The sequence below is a fragment of the Actinophytocola xinjiangensis genome (assembly GCF_001921215.1).
Lineage (GTDB): Bacteria > Actinomycetota > Actinomycetes > Mycobacteriales > Pseudonocardiaceae > Actinophytocola > Actinophytocola xinjiangensis.
Genome location: NZ_MSIF01000013.1, coordinates 198,845 through 214,296, shown reverse-complemented (window position 1 = coordinate 214,296; position 15,452 = coordinate 198,845). Strand labels below are relative to the sequence as shown.

Here is a 15,452-nt window from a genome sequence, read left to right as displayed (position 1 = left end):
GCGGGCTAGGTCAACAAGCCAATTCCCGAAAGTTCACTGACTCTGAAACAAGCCCTGAAAACATTCTGACCAGCCTGAATCGTGTTCAGTTGACGCCGATTCACCGGTCGCTGTCGATCAACTTCCGCGAGTTTTCCGAGAATGGACCGGAAAACCGACCCTAGTACTGCTGCCACTCCTCGGTGGTCAGCCGCAGCACCCGTGGATCGTCCAGAGTGGACGGCTGGGCCGACGGATCGGGCAGCCGGTCGGCGGGGAACACGGTCGCCGCCGCCACCCCCGCCTCGTCCAGGAACCGCAGCTTCCCCGGCGGGTCGATGCTCAGCTCCGGCGCCTCGGTCCCCTCCCGCACCAGCGTGAAACCCCAGTCCCCGAACGTCGGGACGTACACGTGGTACGGCGTGGCCCCCAGCCCGGCGGCCCGGATCGACGCCACGACACAGTCGAACGTCCGGGGCGCGAAGTAGGGCGAGCCGGACTGGACGACCATCTGCCCGCCCTCGGCCATCGCCCGCCGCGTCAGCAGGTAGAACTCCTGCGAGTACAGCTTGGCCGTGGCGGTGGAGTCCGGATCCGGCATGTCCACGATGATCGCGTCGAACCGGTCGGTGTTGCCCCGCAGCCAGGAGAACGCGTCGTCGGCCACCACCCGCACCCGAGGGTCGTCCAGCGAGTGCCCGTTCAGCTCGGTCAGCCGGGGATCCTGTCTGGCCAGCCGCAGCACCGCCGGGTCGAGCTCGACCTCGACGACCTCCCGCACGTCCGGGTACCGCAGCACCTCGCGCAGCGCCAGCCCGTCCCCACCGCCCAGGATCAGCACCCGGTCACGCCGGCCCGACAACGCCGGGTGCACCAGCGCCTCGTGGTACCGGTACTCGTCGATCGAGGAGAACTGCAGGTCCCCGTTGAGGAACAGCCGGGTGTCCGGCTGCCCCTTGGCGATCGGCGACGACCGGGTCAGCACGATCTCCTGGTACGACGAGGTCTCGGCGTGCACCACCGGGTCGTCGTAGAGCACGTCCCGGGAGTACCGCAGGAACGCGTCGCTGCCGGCGAAGGCCACCCCGAGCACCGCCAGCACGGCCAGCGTGCCGCCCGCCACGGCCGCCCGGCGGCGACGCGAGACCGTCCTGGCGAACAGGAACAGCACCACACACGCCCCGGCCACCGCGTTGACCATGCCGACGACCAGCGCCCCCCTGGTCTGCCCCAGCAGCGGCAGCAGCAGGAACGGGAACGCCAGACCACCGACCAGCGCCCCCACGTAGTCGGCGGCGAACAGGTCGGCGGTCGCCGAGCCGGCGTCCTGGCGGCGGATGCGCTGCAGCAGCGTCATCAGCAGCGGGATCTCGGCGCCGATCAGCAGACCGACCAGCGTCGAGATGAGGATCAGCGCCGGCCAGTACAGGTCGAGCCAGGTGAACGCGGCGTGCAGGCCGAGCACCGACAGCCCGCCGACCAGCGCGAGCACCGCCTCGACCACCGCGAAACTCGCCAACGCCCTGCGCTGCAACGGTTTCGCCGCCAGCGAACCGATCCCCATGGCGAACACCATGGTGGCGATGACCACCGACGCCTGGGTGACCGAGTCGCCGAGCAGGTACGAGCCCTGGGCCACCAGGGCGAGTTCGTAGACCAGGCCGCAGGCCGCGCAGACGAACGTGGCGAACAACAGCCCGGCGCGCATCGCGCGGGTGCGCTGGTCGGGCCTGGTCATGAGCTGGGTGATCCGTGATGCGTCTCAGACGATCGCGACGGCCACGATCGCCGAGACCGCCAGGTGCGAGGCGCCGCTGACGTAGACCGCCGGGTGGTCGGCCTCCTCCATCAGCAGCTCACCCAGCCGTCCCGGCGTCACCGCGTCGATGACCACGAAGGACAGTCCCATGAGGACCAGACCGAGCAGGCCGTAGGCCAGGGTGGACACGATGCCCACCCCCCAGTCGTCCTCGCTGGCCACGATCGCCGTCGCCACGATGATGCCGACGCCGAGCAGGTTGCTCGACAGCAGGATGGCGGCGTTGCGGTGGCGCTGCACCCACACCTGCTCACGCAGGTTGCCCGGGGTGAGCAGGTCGACCAGCACGAAGCCGACCGCCATCAGCACCAGGCCGACCAGGCCGTAGGTCGCGGCGATGCCGACTTCGGAGAAGACGTCGGACAACATGGGTGGGTGGCTCCTTATGTTTCGGGCCGGGAATCGGGATTCGGGGAGTCATCGGGCCGGTCACCCGGCGGGGTCGCGGGCGGCGGACCATCCGGCTGCCCCGCCCCCGGCGGACCGGCGCCCGGCCGACCGGGCTGGCGGGTGGGACGGGTCGGCTGGTCGCCGCCGACGGACCACTCCGGCGGGACGTAGGCCGGTGTCTCGGGCTTCGACGTCGGCCCGGTGCGTCGCCGGGCCGCCGGTGAGCGCAGCGCCCAGAACGCGAACACCCCGCCGCCCACCAGCAGCACCGCGCTGAACAGCACCGCACCTCCGGCCTCGCGCCAGAAGTCCGAGCCGGGCGAGTTCGTCGGCGCCCCGCCGGCGGACTCGGCCGCGGTCTCGGGCGCCGGACTGGCCTCCATCGGCTCGGCCACCCCGGCGTCGGCGGCCAGCAGCGGCAGCGCCGACACCGCCTTGTACACGTCAACGTCCACGTCGTCGCTGACCAGGCCATCCTCGCTGACCAGCTCCAGACTGTCCAGGTCGGCGGTGGTCGGGCCCGAAGGCAGGCTGTCCACCCGGTAGCTCGCCGAGTCCTCGATCTCCGACGACTCGCTGGTCCACCGGATGTCGGCCTGGAACTCGATCCGCGCGTCGCACCGGCTGATGTCGTCGGCCTCACTCAGGGCGACGCCGGCACCGAAGTTCGAACCGGTGCTGTACTCGTTCATCCCGACGTTGTCCACGTTGATCTGCCAGCCGTAGCACACGCCCTGCGCCTGGAACGCCTCGTCGAGGGTCGCGGCGAGGTCGTCGGCGTCGGCCTGGTCGAAGATCACGTCGGCGGTGGCGGTGGCCGGCGCGGCGAGGAGCACGATCGCGGACACCACCGCGATCCCGGCACCCGCCAGCGCCCGCCTCACTTCCCGGCTCCCGGTCCGCCGCCGCGAATACCCTCGCCGTAGCCGCCGCCGGTCCCCCAGTAGCCGGCCACGAACGGGAACCAGTGCGCGTAGCCGCGCCGCTCGTCGTCGATGTAGATCCGTGACCCGGTGCCGCTGGCGGTCACCGCGACGATGTCGCTGGAGTAACGCATGAAGTAACCCTGGGGGTCGACCTGCACGTCCGCCGGTTTGACCGCCGAGCGGATCGACTCGTACACCGCCTTGGGCTTGCTGGAGGACGTGTAGACGATCGAGTCGCCGTTGGACGAGACCCGCTGGTAGTTGTCCTGCAGGTGCCCGCGCACGCCGCCGGTGCCCAGGATCGCCACCAGCAGCACGATCAGCCCGACCCCGCCGAGCCCACCGGCGACGAAAAACTTGGTGCGCCTGTTCATGCCGCCCTCACCACGCTCCGCGTCTCGACCAACTCTCCCGCCTGGGGGTAGGCGTGCCAGGTCCGCCAGGCCGCGCCGCCGTCCACCGGCCACGCGCGCAGCGCGGTCACCGCGAGCGGCGAGCCGGGAAACTCGCCGACCAGCGCGTACTCGTCGGCCTCGCACCCGGCCACGATCGCGGTGACCCGCTCGGCCAGCGCCGCCGGGTCGAGCCGGTGGCAGTGTGCCTCGAACGTCGTGTGCAGGCCGGCGGTCACCGAGGTGTCCCGCGCCGGCAGGGCGCCCGTGCGGTCGGGCAGGCACGCGACGGTCTCCGACCAGCCGCCGACCACCACCTGGTGGGAGGCGCCGAGCACCCGCAGCTCCAGGTCGATCCCGGGCAGCGCCACGACGTGGGTGCCCAGGGCCGGTAACGGGCGCAGGCCGTAGGCCAGGCTCAGGTCAGCGGCCCGCGAGTCGGCGAACCGGGTGTCCAGACGTGCTCTCACGTGCGATCACTGCCGGCCGGGTAGACGCGCAGCGCGGGCAGTGGGATCTCCTCGCCGAGACCGGCCTCCCAGCGTCCGCCGTCGAACCGCTCGAAGCTCAGCGCCTTGCCGCCGGGGCCCTCGTAGTCGACGTAGTCGACGCTGCCGCGCTCGGCGACGGTCGTGGTCCCCTCGGAGGTGTAGCGGGCGGTGCCGTCCTCCTCCTTGGTGTAGGTGACGCCGCCGACCTCCATGGTCTTGCCGCCCGGCGCGTCGACCAGGTCGGTCTCGTGCCAGAAGTACACCTCGAGGTCGGGGTCCTCCTCGACCGACACCCACACGCGGTCGCCGCGCGCGTCGTCCAGGAAGTGCTCCGACCAGCTGTAACCGCTCTCGGTCAGCCGCAGCGACCCGCGCACGAAGTACAGCTTGTCGGCGTACTCGATCATGTCGCCGGCCCGGACGGTGCGGATGTCGGTGACACCCTGGTGGTCGGCCAGCGGATCGACGGGCTTGCCCGGCGTCTCGGCGGCGACGGGTTTGCGGTCGGCGCGTGAACGCTGCCACACCAGCACTCCCACCACGACCACCGCGAGCAGGATCAGCACAAGCAGGAGCTCGGGCACGACCGGTCCCTCCCCACTAGACGGCGACGCCGCGAGCATAGTCGTCGCGAAGTTCACCCGAACGGATGACTCCGGACTTTGCGGACACCGAACACCCGTCAGCCGGCGCCCAGACGGCCGAACGGCCGGTGGAACGGGTCATCGGCGACCGGTGCCGGCAGCTCGTCGGGGCCGGCGCGTCACGGTCGATGATCGGCCTCGCGGCGTGACCCCTCGCGCCGGGTCAGCTGGTGGCGGCGATCATCGCGCTGCCGAGCACGACGTCGCCGGCACCGTCCTGTCGGTAGAGCACAACGGCCTGACCAGGGGCGACACCGCGCAGCTCGCCGGAAAGGCGCACCACCAGCCGGTCGTCCACCACGGACGCCACAGCCGGCGCGGTACCCCCGTGGGCACGCACCTGGGCGACACAGTCGACCTCGCCGGCCAGCGCGTCGCCCGAGGGCCAGACCGGCCGCTCGGCGACGATCTCGCGCACCGCCAGCCGCTCGGCGGCGCCGACGCGCACCGCGCCGCTGACCGGTTCCAGCGACAGCACGTAGCGCGGGCGGCCGTCCGGCGCGGGGACCCGCAGGCCAAGCCCGTGTCGCTGGCCGACGGTGAACCCGTGGACACCGGTGTGCGCGCCGAGAACCTCACCGGTCTCGTCGTCGACCAGCTCACCGGGACGCTGCCCGAGCCGGCGGTCCAGGAAGGCCCGGGTGTCGCCGTCGGGGATGAAGCAGATGTCGTGGCTGTCGGGCTTGTCGGCGACCGCGAGGCCACGGCTGGCCGCCTCGGCGCGCACGTCGGCCTTCACCGAGCCGCCGAGCGGGAACATCGCGTGCCGCAGCTGGTCGGGGCGCAGCGAGGCGAGCACATAGGACTGGTCCTTGCCGTCGTCGGCGCTGCGCCGCAGCTCGGCGCGACCGTCCACGACCGACAGCCGGGCGTAGTGCCCGGTGCACACCGCGTCGAACCCGAGCGCGACGGCCTTGTCCAGCAGCGCGGCGAACTTGATCCGCTCGTTGCACTTGAGGCACGGGTTGGGGGTGCGGCCGGCGGCGTACTCGGCGACGAAGTCGGCCACCACGTCCTCGTCGAAGCGCTGCGCGAAGTCCCACACGTAGAACGGGATCCCCAGCAGGTCGGCGACCCGGCGCGCGTCGTTGGCGTCCTCGACCGTGCAGCAGCCGCGCGCCCCGGTCCGCAACGTGCCGGGTTTGGCCGACAGCGCCAGGTGCACCCCGGTCACGTCGTGCCCGGCGGCCACCGCCCGCGCGGCCGCCACCGCCGAGTCGACCCCGCCGCTCATCGCCGCCAACACCCGCACAGCCGTCATCCCCTCCGCCACCGGCCGGCGCACCGCTGCCCTGCCGCGAGTCCACATCGTCGCTCATCGCGGGCGCGCCACCCGCGCCCCACCCTCACCGGGCGGAGACCTCCACCCGGCGGCGCGCGCCGACCAGCCCGGCGTTGCGGGCGCGTTCGACCACCGGCCCGATGGCCTCGGCCACCGCGCGCACGTCGGCGCGGGTGGAGGTGTGGCCGAAGGAGAAGCGCAGCGAGCCCCGGGCGAGGTCGGTGTCGACGTCCATGGCCAGCAGTACGTGGCTGGGCTGGGCGACCCCGGCGGTGCAGGCCGAGCCGGTGGAGCACTCGATGCCCCTGGCGTCCAGCAGCATCAGCAGGCTGTCACCGGCGCAGCCGGGAAAGGTGAAGTGCGCGTTGCCCGGCAGCCGCGACGGCGCTCCGTCCACATCGGACTGTCCGGGGTCGCCGTTGAGGATGACGTCGGGCACCACCGCCCGCACCGCCTCGACCAGCTCGTCCCGCAGCCCGGCCAGCCGCTCGGCCTGCTCGGCCCGCCCGGCCACCGACACCCGGACCGCCGCCGCCGTGGCGACGATGCCGGTCACGTCCAGCGTGCCCGACCGGACCTCGCGCTCCTGGCCGCCGCCGTGCAGCACCGGCTGACACGGCACGTCCCGACCCAGCAGCAGCACCCCGACGCCGAACGGCCCGCCGAGCTTGTGCCCGGACAGGGTCAGCGCGCTGGCCCGCGAGGCGGCGAAGTCCACCGGGATCGCCCCGACGGCCTGCACCGCGTCGGTGTGGAACGGGATGCCGTGCTCGGCGCAGGTCGTCGCCAGCTCACGGACCGGGTTGACCGTGCCGACCTCGTTGTTCGCCCACATGACGCTCACCAGCGCGACCGAGCCCGGGTCGCCGGCGATGGCCGCGCGCAGCGTGTCGTCGTGCACCCGGCCGAACGCGTCGACCTCCAGCAGGGTCAGCTCCGCGCCCTCGTGCTCGACCAGCCACTGGGCGGTCTCCAGCACGGCGTGGTGCTCCACCGCCGAGACCAGGACCCGCCGCCGCTGGGGCGTTCGTCTGGCCAGGTAGATGCCCGTGACGGCCAGGTTGTCGCTCTCGGTGCCGCCGGCGGTGAACACGACCTCGGAGGGCCGCGCGCCCAGGGCAGCGGCGATCTCCTCACGGGACTCCTCCACCAGCCTCCTGGCTCGCCGGCCGGAGGTGTGCAGGGAGGAGGCGTTGCCCCTGGCATGCAACGCCTCGTTCAGGTGCGTGGTCATCGCCGTCACCGCGTCGGGCAGCATCGGCGTCGTGGCCGCGTGGTCGAGATAGGTCATCGGGAACCAAGGGTAGTCCGCCCGGGGTGAAATCCGGTCACGAGCTTGCCGCCGCCGACCGGTGGGTGCCCGGCGCACCGTTCTACCTGCGGCGGAGGCGACGCGCCGGCGGGAACGTGGTGAGGATCACTCGCCGACCGGCAGCGGTCGTGCCTCACCGGTCGCGTGCACCGGTGTGTGGCGCGTCGTTGACCCGAACGTGTGACCCGCGACGGCCGCCTCGGCCAGCGCCGCCAGTTCGCCCCGGCCGGCGGCCCGCCCGGGCGGCAGTTCCGGCAGGACCCGCAGTTCCACCACCAGCCCGCGCAGCCGGGCGGTGCGGCGCACCGACTCCACAATGGTCTCGTCGCCGACGAACGCGGGGGCCGTGGTCCGGGTGCGGTCACCCAGCCGGTACTCCAGGGCGATCGGCAGCACCGGGACACCGGCGTCGATGGCCGCCTGGAACACCGCCGGCCGGAACCGCCCGCCGGCCCGACCGCACCAGGTGGTGCCCTCGGGACAGGCGTTGACCAGCGACCCGCCACGCAGCACCGTGGCCAGTTCGGCGACCGTCGCCGGCAGGGTGCGCAGCCGGTCGCGGTCCACGTAGACCGAGCCGGCGGCGGTGACCAGCCGGCCGAGCACCGGCCAGCCGGCGATGTCCGACTTGGCCAGCGCGCGCATCGGCCGCACGGCGTTGACCGCCACGACGTCCAGCCAGGAGACGTGGTTGGTGACCACCAGCACGCCCCGGCCCCGGGTGCTCAGGCCGTCCGAACCGGACACCGCCAGCCGCACCCCGACGGCCGCGAGCACCGACCGGAACACCGTGCGCACGGCCGCCTCCCGGCCGCGCCGGCCCACCAGCGGCAGCAGCGCCACCACCAGCACACAGCCCAGCACCACCGCCACCAGCGCGGTGAGCCGCCAGAGATACCGCGCGCGGGACACCGCCGGCTCCCGGCCGCTGTGACAGCCGGGCCCGCACGGCGAGCGCGGGAACCACGCGTGGGTGGTCACGGTGCCTGCTCGCCGAGCAGGTAGCTCAGGTACCGCTGGTCGACCTGGTCGAGGCCGAGCAGCACGAACAGGTCGGCCACCCCGAAGTCGGTGTCGACGGCCGGTGGCCCGCACACCCAGGCCCCCAGCCGCAGGTAGCCCTTGAGCAGCGGCGGCAGCACCACCCGCGCCGGCGGCACGACCCCGGCCGGGTCCCACGGGCGCAGCGGCCGCACCTGGTAGCGGGCCGGCGCCAGGTGCTTGTGCCGCACGGTCTCCCACACCCCGGCGGCCAGCGATCCGCCGTCGGACAGCGACACCGAGGCGCAGCCGGCCAGCCAGCGGTGCCCGGACAGCAGCAGGTAGCGCGCGATTCCGGCCCACACGAGGCTCACGACGGCACCGGTGCGGTGGTCGGGGTGGACGCACGAGCGGCCGGTCTCCACCAGCGCGCCGCGCAGCGGGGCGAGTGCCCGCAGATCGAACTCGGTCTCCGAGTAGAGCATTCCGGCGGCGGCGACCCGTTCGGGCGGCAGCATCCGGTAGCAGCCGACGATCTCGCCGGTGCGGTCCTCGCGCACGACGAGGTGGTCGCAGTGTTCGTCGAACGCGTCGATGTCGAGGCCGGGGTGCTCGGTGCGCAGTCGCGCACCGAGTTCCCCGGCGAACACCTGATAGCGAAGTCGTTGCGCGGCAACGACTTCCTCGCCGTCGCGGGCCACGAGCAGGGAGTACCGGGGCCGCGTCGATCCGTCGTCGGTGGAGCTGACCAGCAACTGGGCCTGCGTCATGCCCACCTGTGTACGCGGCCTCCGGCAAACCTCACGTGCTGATTACCGTGACGCGACGGTGAACCTTGGTCATCCCTTGCGCTTCGCGACTTCCTCGGTCAGCTGCGGGGCGACCTTGAACAGGTCACCGACCACGCCGTAGTCGGCGATCTCGAAGATCGGCGCCTCGGCGTCCTTGTTGACGGCGATGATCGTCTTGGAGGTCTGCATGCCGGCCCGGTGCTGGATGGCGCCGGAGATGCCCAGGGCGATGTAGAGCTGCGGCGAGACCGTCTTACCGGTCTGCCCGACCTGGAACTGCGCCGGGTAGTAGCCCGAGTCGACCGCCGCGCGGGAGGCGCCGACGGCCGCGCCGAGCACGTCGGCGAGCTTCTCGACGACCTCGAAGCTCTCCGCGCTGCCCACGCCGCGCCCGCCGGATACCACGACCGAGGCCTCGGTCAGCTCCGGGCGGTCGCCGCCCACGATCGGCTCGCGGCCGGTGATCTTCGCCGACTTCGCCGGGTCGACGGCCGGGACCTCGACCGCCTCCTCGGTGGCGGCGCCCTGCGCCGCCTGCGCCTCCAGCCCACCCGGACGCACCGAGATGACCGGCAAGCCCTTGGCCGCCTTGGCCTTCACCACGAACGCGCCACCGAACACCGACTGCGTGACGGTGATCCCGTCGCCGCCGTCGACGTCGATCGCGTCCACCAGCAGCGCGCCGCCGATCCGCGCGGCGAGCCGGCCGGAGACCTCCTTGCCCTCGGTGCTGGCGGCGACCAGCACCGCGGCCGGGGACGTGGTCGCGACCAGCGCGGCCAGCACATCGACCTTGGGGGTGACCAGGTAGCCGGCGGCGTCGTCGGACTCGGCGACGTAGACCTTCGCCGCGCCGTAGGCGGCCAGCGACTCGCGCAGCTTCGCGGCGTCGCCGGGGGCGCCGACCACGACCGCGCTGGGCTCGCCGAGCGCACGGCCCGCGGTGAGCAGTTCGTTGGTGACCTTCTTGACCTCGCCGTCCACGTGATCGACGAGGACCAGGACCTCAGCCATAGGTTCGTTTCCTCTCAGATCAGTTTCTGGCCGACGAGGTACTCGGCGATCCTGCTGCCGCCGTCACCGTCGTCCTCGACGCGCTGGCCGGCCTCGCGGGGCGGCTTGGGCGCGGCCTCGACCACGGTGGACCAGGCGTTGGCCAGGCCGACGTCGCCGGCGTCGACCCCGAGGTCGGACACGTCCAGCGTCTCCACCGGCTTCTTCTTCGCGGCCATGATCCCCTTGAAGGAGGGGTACCTCGGCTCGTTGATCTTCTCGCCGACGCTGATCACGGCGGGCAGGCTCGCCTCGAGGTGGGTCAGGCCCTCCTCGGTCTCGCGGGTGACCTTGACGGTGGAGCCGTCGACGGTGACCTCGCGGACGTGGGTGAGCTGCGGGTAGCCGAGCAGTTCGGCCAGGATCGCGGGGACCGCGCCGCCACTGCCGTCGCTGGACTCGTTGCCGGCGATGACCAGGTCAACGTCCTCGACGGTGCCGATCGCGGCGGCCAGGACCTTGGCGGTCTGCAGGATGTCCGAGCCGTGCAGCGCGTCGTCCACGACGTGCACCGCCTTGTCGGCACCCATCGACAGGGCCTTGCGGATGGCGTCGGTCGCCCGGTCGGGGCCGACGCTCAGGACGGTGACCTCGCCGTCGTGGGCCTCCTTGATCTGGAGGGCCTCCTCGATGGCGCGCTCGTTGATCTCGTCGAGCACGGCGTCGGCCGAGTCACGGTCGAGTGTGTGGTCAGTGTCGCTGAGCTTGCGTTCCGAATAGGTGTCCGGCACTTGTTTCACCAAGACGACGATGTTTGGCATGGGTCTGCTCCGACCTCCCGATGACGAGCCCATCCGGCTAAGGCGACCTGACGTGGGTGCTGACATTGCCATGCCGGCCTCCTGTTGGCACGGCATTGGCACGGTGTCGTTGACCACCCGTCATGTTACTCACCAGTAGCATAATTCGCTACACAGAGTCGCCCCAGTTGTCGTGACTGCCATCACCCGAATGGCTGAGTTACGCTCGATCACATGTCGGGGCGCGTTGCTTTGGTCACGGATTCGACCTCCTCCCTACCGGAGTCACTGGCGGCGCAGTGGGGGATCATGGTGGTGCCGATGCGGATCCGCATCGGCAGCCAGGAACGAGCGGAACCCGCTGTACCCAAGGAGATCCTGGTCAAGGCGTTGCAGCGGGACCTGGAGGTGACCACCGCACCGCCGGAGGAGGCCTCCTTCGCCTGGGCCTACGAGCACGTCGGGCGCACCGCCGACGAGGTCGTCTCGGTGCACATCTCCGGCCGCCAGTCGCAGACCTGCGAGATCGCCCGGCAGGCCGCCGAGAAGGCGCGGGTCCCGGTGCACGTCATCGACTCCGGCACCACCGGCATGAGCCTGGGCTACGCGGTGCTCGCCGCCGCGCGGACCGCCGGCGCGGGCGGCGGCGCCCGCCGGGTGATCAACACCCTGGCCAAGCGCCTGGAGCACAGCGCCGAACTGATGTACGTCGACACCCTGGAGTACCTGCGCCGCGGCGGGCGGATCGGCGCGGCGGCGGCCATGCTCGGCAGCGCGCTGTCGCTCAAACCACTGCTCACCATGACCGACGGGCAGGTCGCGCCGCTGGACCGGGTACTGGGCGCCGAGCGCGCGCTGCGCCGACTGGTCGACACGGCGGTCAAGCGCGCCGACGGCCGCCAGGTCGACGTGGCCATCGAGCACTTCGGCGCCCTCGCCCGCGCCAACCGTGTCCTGACCCGGCTCAGGCAGCGCCTGCCGGGCACCCGGGAGGTCACGTTCACGGAGGTGAGCTCCACGATCGGCGTACACCTGGGGCCGGGCGCGGTCGGCATCACGATCTCGCCCGCGTAGCCGGGGGGCTACCGCGTAGTAGCCTGCCGCGGTGGTGTCCGAGCCAGCTGTTGAACCCGTAACCCCCCTCCCCCTGACCGGTGAACGCACCGTTCCCGGCGTGCCGGAGGAGAACTACTGGTTCCGGCGGCACGAGGCCGCCTACCTCGCGCTGGCCGAACACTGCGCCGGCGCTGTCGTGCTGGAGGCCGGCTGCGGCGAGGGCTACGGCGCCGACCTGCTGGCCGCGCGGGCGCGGGTGGTGCTCGGTCTGGACTACGACGCGCTGACCGCCGCGCACGTCGCGCGGGCCTACCCGAGGGTGCGCGCGGTCCGCGGCAACCTCGCCAGCCTGCCGGTCCGAACGTCCACTGTGGACGTCGTGGCCAACCTCCAGGTGATCGAGCACCTGTGGGACCAGGCCGGCTTCCTCACCGAGTGCCACCGGGTGCTGGTGCCCGGCGGCCGGCTGCTGATCACCACACCGAACCGGATCACCTTCTCCCCCGGCCGGGACACCCCGCTCAACCCGTTCCACACCAGGGAACTGTCCCCCGAGGAGCTGGCGGACCTGGTGGCGGACAACGGTTTCGACGTCACGTATCTCGGCGTGCTGCGGCACGGCCCCGCCCTGCGCGCGACCGAGGCCCGGCTCGGCGGGTCGATCGTGGACGCCCAGGTGGCGGTCGCGGTCGCCGGCACCCCGTGGCCGGCCGACCTCGCCGAGGCCGTCGCCGGCGTCGGCGCGGCCGACTTCGAACTGGGCACCGACGCGCTGGCCGAAGGACTCGACGTCGTGGCCGTGGCGGTCCGCCGATGACCGACGAGGGCACCTTCTGCCTGGTGCTGCACAGCCACCTGCCCTGGCTGCCGCACCACGGCGCCTGGCCGGTCGGCGAGGAATGGCTCTACCAGGCCTGCGCCCACTCCTACCTGCCGGTCGTCGACCTCGTCCGCCGGCTGGCCGAGCGGGGCCACCGCGACGTGCTCACCCTCGGCGTCACCCCCGTCCTGGCCGCCCAGCTCGACGACCCGTACGCGCTGCGCGGACTGCACGACTGGCTGGGCAACTGGGCGCTGCGCGCGCAGTACGCCGCCGGCCGCTGGCGCGGCGCCGACCCGCTGCTGCGCGAGGTCGCCTCGGCCGAGTACCGCGCGGCCACCGGCGCCATCGAGGAGTTCGAGACCCGCTGGCGGCACGGCTTCTCCCCCGTGCTGCGCGAACTGGTCGACGGCGGGGCGATCGAACTGCTCGGCGGCCCGGCCACCCACCCGTTCCAGCCGCTGCTGCGCGAGCCGGTGCGCCGCTTCGCGTTGCGCGCGGGCCTGGACGACACCCGGCTGCGCACCGGCCACACCCCGGCCGGCATCTGGGCGCCGGAGTGCGGCTACGCCCCCGGCATGGAACACGGCTACGCGGCGGCCGGCGTGCGCCGCTTCCTCGTCGACGGCCCGGCCCTGCACGGCGACACGCACGCCGCCCGCCCGGTCGGCGACTCCGGCGTGCTCTGCTTCGGCCGCGACCTGGAGGTCACCTACCGCGTGTGGTCCCCGAAGGCCGGCTACCCCGGCGATCCCGCCTACCGCGACTTCCACACCTTCGACCACCCGACCGGCCTGAAACCCTCGCGGGTCACCGGAAAACAGGTCCCGCCGGAGAGCAAACGGCCCTACGAACCGGAACTGGCGGCCGGCGCGGTCGCCCGGCACGCCGCCGACTTCGTCGCGACGGTCCTCGCGCGGCTGCGCGCGCTGCGCGAGCGGCACGGCGCGCCCGGTCTGGTCGTCGCCGCCTACGACACCGAGCTGTTCGGCCACTGGTGGCACGAGGGCCCGGCGTGGCTGGCGGCGGTGCTGGACGCGCTGCCGGGCGCCGGTGTGCGGGTCACCACCCTGCGCGGGGCGATCGAGGCCGGGCACGTCGGCGCCCCGGTGGAACTGCCGGCCTCCTCGTGGGGGTCGGGCAAGGACTGGCGGGTGTGGGACGGCGAGCAGGTCTCGGACCTGGTGTCGGCGGGCGCCGCGCTCCAGGACGAGCTGCTGGCGCTGCCCGCCGGACCCGGTGACGTCCGGGACCCGGCGCGCGACCAGCTGGTGCGCGAGGCGCTGCTGGCGCTGTCCAGCGACTGGGCGTTCATGGTCACCAAGGACTCCGCCGCGGACTACGCCCGCCGCCGGGCGAAGATCCACGGCGACCGTGCCGGCGAACTGGCCGGCCTGCTGCGCTCCGGCCAGCACGAGCGGGCACGGCGCCGCGCCGCCGAACTGCGCGCCACCGACGGCCCGTTCGGCCGCCTCGACGCCAGGGAGTTGTGGTCATGAGCGGTCTGCGGGTCCTGATGCTGTCCTGGGAGTACCCGCCGGTGGTCGTCGGCGGGCTCGGCCGGCACGTGCACGCGCTGGCCCGCCACCTCACCGGGCTCGGGCACGAGGTCGTGGTGCTGTGCCGCCAGGAGGCGGGCACCGACGCGCTGACCCACCCGACGACCGACACCGTCGTCGAGGGCGTGCGGGTGGTGCGGGTCGCCGAGGACCCGACACACCTGCTGTTCGAGCACGACCTGGTGGCCTGGACGCTGGCCATGGGTCACGCCATGATCCGCGCCGGCCTGGCGCTGCTGGACCGGGGATGGCGACCGGACGTGGTGCACGCCCACGACTGGCTGGTCACCCATCCGGCGATCACCCTCGCCGAGCACACCGGTGTACCGCTGGTCGCGACCGTGCACGCCACCGAGGCCGGTCGGCACAGTGGGTGGTTGTCCCAACGGCTGAACCAACAAGTTCACTCCGTCGAGTGGTGGCTGGCGAACCGGGCCGACAAGTTGATCACCTGTTCGGCCGCGATGGCCACCGAGGTCGCCCAGCTGTTCGAGGTCGACCAGGACGACGTCACCGTGATCCACAACGGCATCGAGCCGCGCGGCTGGCGGGTCCCGCCGGCCGCCGTGCGCGCCGCCCGCGAGCGGCACCGGCCCGACGGCGCCCCGCTGGTCGTCTACTTCGGCCGGCTCGAATGGGAGAAGGGCGTGCTGGACCTGCTGGCCGCGCTGCCCCGGCTGCGCCGCCACCACCCCGGCGCCCGGCTGGTCGTCGCCGGCCGGGGCGTGCAGGCCCAGGCACTGGTCGAGCAGGCCCGCAAGCTGCGGGTTCGCCGTTCGGTGGACTTCGTCGGGCACCTGCCCGACCGCTCCCTGGTGGCCCTGCTCGCGGCGGCGGACGTCGTCGTCCTGCCCAGCCGTTACGAGCCGTTCGGCATCGCCGCGCTGGAGGCGGCGGCCGTCGGCGCGCCGCTGGTCGCCTCCACCGCCGGTGGTCTGGCGGAGTTGGTGGTGGACGGCGAGACGGGGGTGTCGATCGAGCCGGGCGACGTCGCCGGGATCGTGACCGGGGTGCGGACCGTCCTGGCCGACCCGGCCGCCGCCGCCCGCCGGGCACGCGCGGCGAAGGCTCGTCTGGCGCTGGAGTTCGACTGGACCAGGATCGCCGAAGCCACCGCATCGGTGTACCGCTGCGCTACCGTCCGTACACATCCTGTGCTTGGTCGCCCCAAGATCGCCACCGGAAACGCGTTCCACGGCTAGGTTTCTGGTCAACTA

Annotated in this window: 17 protein-coding genes; 5 read left to right on the top strand and 12 right to left on the bottom strand. The window is 72.7% G+C overall.

The genetic code is table 11. The features are described from left to right. Positions 1–160 precede the first annotated feature (160 nt). The 6 genes from BLA60_RS25270 to BLA60_RS25245 are packed head-to-tail and all read right to left on the bottom strand — an operon-like array spanning position 161 to position 4,581. Positions 161–1,717: a polyamine aminopropyltransferase gene (locus tag BLA60_RS25270; protein WP_075135473.1), complete on the bottom strand. Its 1,557-nt coding sequence runs from the start codon at positions 1,715–1,717 to the stop codon at positions 161–163. A gap of 24 nt (positions 1,718–1,741) precedes the next feature. After that, the gene (locus BLA60_RS25265) at positions 1,742–2,167 is read right to left on the bottom strand and encodes a DUF350 domain-containing protein (RefSeq protein ID WP_075135472.1); all 426 of its coding nucleotides are present in this window, start codon (positions 2,165–2,167) and stop codon (positions 1,742–1,744) included. A gap of 14 nt (positions 2,168–2,181) precedes the next feature. Beyond that, positions 2,182–3,072, bottom strand: coding sequence for a hypothetical protein (locus tag BLA60_RS25260; RefSeq protein WP_075135471.1), 891 nt, complete (start codon positions 3,070–3,072; stop codon positions 2,182–2,184). After that, positions 3,069–3,488 (bottom strand): DUF4247 domain-containing protein, encoded by a 420-nt coding sequence (locus BLA60_RS25255; protein WP_075135470.1) that lies wholly within the window; start codon positions 3,486–3,488, stop codon positions 3,069–3,071. Before BLA60_RS25255 ends, BLA60_RS25260 begins: the two co-directional genes overlap by 4 nt. Beyond that, complete coding sequence (locus BLA60_RS25250; protein ID WP_075135469.1) at positions 3,485–3,976, bottom strand: DUF2617 family protein; 492 nt, start codon at positions 3,974–3,976, stop codon at positions 3,485–3,487. Before BLA60_RS25250 ends, BLA60_RS25255 begins: the two co-directional genes overlap by 4 nt. Beyond that, a complete protein-coding gene (locus BLA60_RS25245; protein ID WP_075135468.1) occupies positions 3,973–4,581 on the bottom strand; it encodes a DUF4178 domain-containing protein in 609 nt (202 codons plus the stop codon). The genes BLA60_RS25250 and BLA60_RS25245 overlap by 4 nt, the downstream gene beginning before the upstream one ends. A 65-nt stretch (positions 4,582–4,646) precedes the next feature. On the opposite strand from BLA60_RS25245, the gene BLA60_RS43565 reads away from it, so the two are divergent. Continuing rightward, positions 4,647–4,790 (top strand): hypothetical protein, encoded by a 144-nt coding sequence (locus BLA60_RS43565; protein WP_154814567.1) that lies wholly within the window; start codon positions 4,647–4,649, stop codon positions 4,788–4,790. 14 nt (positions 4,791–4,804) lie between these two features. Here the strand turns inward: BLA60_RS43565 and mnmA are convergent, their stop codons facing one another. From mnmA to BLA60_RS25215, 6 genes are all read right to left on the bottom strand, one after another. Continuing rightward, positions 4,805–5,893, bottom strand: coding sequence for a tRNA 2-thiouridine(34) synthase MnmA (mnmA, locus tag BLA60_RS25240; RefSeq protein ID WP_075135520.1), 1,089 nt, complete (start codon positions 5,891–5,893; stop codon positions 4,805–4,807). Between the two features lie 94 nt (positions 5,894–5,987). Then, positions 5,988–7,214, bottom strand: a complete 1,227-nt coding sequence (locus BLA60_RS25235) for a cysteine desulfurase family protein (protein ID WP_075135467.1) — start codon at positions 7,212–7,214, stop codon at positions 5,988–5,990. 126 nt (positions 7,215–7,340) lie between these two features. Then, the gene (locus tag BLA60_RS25230; protein ID WP_075135466.1) at positions 7,341–8,216 is read right to left on the bottom strand and encodes a lysophospholipid acyltransferase family protein; all 876 of its coding nucleotides are present in this window, start codon (positions 8,214–8,216) and stop codon (positions 7,341–7,343) included. Beyond that, complete coding sequence (locus BLA60_RS25225; RefSeq protein WP_075135465.1) at positions 8,213–8,986, bottom strand: GNAT family N-acetyltransferase; 774 nt, start codon at positions 8,984–8,986, stop codon at positions 8,213–8,215. The genes BLA60_RS25230 and BLA60_RS25225 overlap by 4 nt, the downstream gene beginning before the upstream one ends. Positions 8,987–9,055: 69 nt before the next feature. Continuing rightward, on the bottom strand, positions 9,056–10,021 hold the full coding sequence (locus tag BLA60_RS25220) for an electron transfer flavoprotein subunit alpha/FixB family protein (protein WP_075135464.1): 966 nt from the start codon (positions 10,019–10,021) through the stop codon (positions 9,056–9,058). A gap of 14 nt (positions 10,022–10,035) precedes the next feature. Further along, positions 10,036–10,821: an electron transfer flavoprotein subunit beta/FixA family protein gene (locus BLA60_RS25215; protein ID WP_075135463.1), complete on the bottom strand. Its 786-nt coding sequence runs from the start codon at positions 10,819–10,821 to the stop codon at positions 10,036–10,038. Positions 10,822–11,034: 213 nt separating this feature from the next. On the opposite strand from BLA60_RS25215, the gene BLA60_RS25210 reads away from it, so the two are divergent. The 4 genes from BLA60_RS25210 to BLA60_RS25195 are packed head-to-tail and all read left to right on the top strand — an operon-like array spanning position 11,035 to position 15,437. After that, positions 11,035–11,874: a DegV family protein gene (locus BLA60_RS25210; protein WP_075135462.1), complete on the top strand. Its 840-nt coding sequence runs from the start codon at positions 11,035–11,037 to the stop codon at positions 11,872–11,874. A gap of 34 nt (positions 11,875–11,908) precedes the next feature. Further along, on the top strand, positions 11,909–12,673 hold the full coding sequence (locus tag BLA60_RS25205; protein ID WP_075135461.1) for a class I SAM-dependent methyltransferase: 765 nt from the start codon (positions 11,909–11,911) through the stop codon (positions 12,671–12,673). Continuing rightward, positions 12,670–14,175: a 1,4-alpha-glucan branching protein domain-containing protein gene (locus BLA60_RS25200; RefSeq protein ID WP_075135460.1), complete on the top strand. Its 1,506-nt coding sequence runs from the start codon at positions 12,670–12,672 to the stop codon at positions 14,173–14,175. Before BLA60_RS25205 ends, BLA60_RS25200 begins: the two co-directional genes overlap by 4 nt. 5 nt (positions 14,176–14,180) lie before the next feature. Beyond that, positions 14,181–15,437 carry a glycosyltransferase family 4 protein gene (locus BLA60_RS25195; protein WP_075135519.1) on the top strand — a complete coding sequence of 419 codons (1,257 nt, stop codon included), beginning with the start codon at positions 14,181–14,183 and terminating at the stop codon, positions 15,435–15,437. Positions 15,438–15,452: the final 15 nt, after the last annotated feature.

Bases quoted from the DNA above. Each gene is read 5' to 3' on its own strand.
- BLA60_RS25270 (WP_075135473.1), bottom strand. From the start codon at position 1,717: ATGACCAGGCCCGACCAGCGCACCCGCGCGATGCGCGCCGGGCTGTTG.
- BLA60_RS25265 (WP_075135472.1), bottom strand. From the start codon at position 2,167: ATGTTGTCCGACGTCTTCTCCGAAGTCGGCATCGCCGCGACCTACGGC.
- BLA60_RS25255 (WP_075135470.1), bottom strand. From the start codon at position 3,488: ATGAACAGGCGCACCAAGTTTTTCGTCGCCGGTGGGCTCGGCGGGGTC.
- BLA60_RS43565 (WP_154814567.1), top strand. From the start codon at position 4,647: ATGACTCCGGACTTTGCGGACACCGAACACCCGTCAGCCGGCGCCCAG.
- BLA60_RS25235 (WP_075135467.1), bottom strand. From the start codon at position 7,214: ATGACCTATCTCGACCACGCGGCCACGACGCCGATGCTGCCCGACGCG.
- BLA60_RS25225 (WP_075135465.1), bottom strand. From the start codon at position 8,986: ATGACGCAGGCCCAGTTGCTGGTCAGCTCCACCGACGACGGATCGACG.
- BLA60_RS25220 (WP_075135464.1), bottom strand. From the start codon at position 10,021: ATGGCTGAGGTCCTGGTCCTCGTCGATCACGTGGACGGCGAGGTCAAG.
- BLA60_RS25215 (WP_075135463.1), bottom strand. From the start codon at position 10,821: ATGCCAAACATCGTCGTCTTGGTGAAACAAGTGCCGGACACCTATTCG.
- BLA60_RS25210 (WP_075135462.1), top strand. From the start codon at position 11,035: ATGTCGGGGCGCGTTGCTTTGGTCACGGATTCGACCTCCTCCCTACCG.
- BLA60_RS25200 (WP_075135460.1), top strand. From the start codon at position 12,670: ATGACCGACGAGGGCACCTTCTGCCTGGTGCTGCACAGCCACCTGCCC.